The sequence below is a fragment of the Kitasatospora sp. NPDC059327 genome (assembly GCF_042752535.1).
In the GTDB taxonomy this organism is placed as follows: domain Bacteria; phylum Actinomycetota; class Actinomycetes; order Streptomycetales; family Streptomycetaceae; genus Kitasatospora.
Genome location: NZ_JBHYYB010000262.1, coordinates 1 through 1,101 on the forward strand (window position 1 = coordinate 1; position 1,101 = coordinate 1,101).

Annotated in this window: 1 protein-coding gene; it reads left to right on the forward strand. The window is 69.6% G+C overall.

The genetic code is table 11. From position 1 onward, the window contains the following. A partial coding sequence (locus ACFXHB_RS44895; RefSeq protein WP_380583026.1) for a transposase occupies positions 1–1,072 on the forward strand: 1,072 nt, incomplete at its 5' end. Between the last annotated feature and the right edge of the window lie 29 nt (positions 1,073–1,101).

Below are 1,101 nucleotides of genomic sequence, written 5' to 3' on the forward strand. Positions count from 1 at the left end.
CCCGGTCGCGATCGAGACCTCCCGCGGCCTCCTGGTCGCCTGCCTGCACGCAACGGGCCGCCCCGTCTACGCGATCAACCCGATGGCGGCGGCCCGCTACCGCGAGCGCCACGCGGTCACCCGCAAGAAGTCCGACCACCTCGACGCGGCGGTCCTGGCGAACATCCTGCGGACCGACAGAGCGTCCTTCCGCACCATGCCGGCCGACAGCGAACTCGCCAAAGCCATAGCCGTCCTGGCACGTGCTCAGCAGGACGCCGTCTGGGACCGCACCCAGGCCGGCAACAAACTCCGCTCCCACCTGCGCGAGTACTTTCCCGGCTTCCTCGCGGCCTTCGCATCCACTCGCGAAGGACTCTGCCACCCGGTCGCCCGCGAGCTCCTCGCCGCGGCTCCCACCCCGGAACAGGCCGCACGGCTCACCCGCTCACAGCTGCGGGCAGCGGTCCGGCGAGCCGGACGCAAACGCGGCATCGAGGCAGAGGCCGACCGCCTGCGCGAGGTCCTACGCCGTCCGCAGATGAGGCAGCCTCCACTCGTCGAGCAAGCCATGGGGCGGCAGGCACTCGCGCTCCTGCGACAGCTCAACGCCACTTGCGCCAGCGCGGACGACCTCGCCAAAGCAGCGGTCGAAGCCTTCGAGGCGCACCCGGACGCCCCGATCATCACCAGCTTCCCAGGGCTCGGCTCTCTCTCCGCCGCTCGGGTCCTCGCCGAGATTGGCGACGACCGATCCCGCTTCGGTGATCCCAAAGGGCTCAAGGCCTTCGCAGGCGCGGCACCGATCACGCGCGCGTCAGGCAAGAGCCTCGCCGTGATGGCTCGCAAGGTCAAGAACCAGCGTCTGGCCGCAGTCGGCTACGTGTGGACCTTCTCGGCGATCACCGCCTCACCAGGCGCCCGCGCCCACTACGACCGGCGCCGGGACGCCGGCGATCGCCACTCCTCCGCACAGCGCAACCTCTACAACCGCCTGCTCGGATGCCTCCACTACTGCCTTACCAACCGCACCCCCTACAGCGAAGCCATGGCCTTCCCAACCAAGGCCATCGATTTGGAGGTGGCAGCTTGACGCCAAACCGCATCGGATGTCTGGTCGGC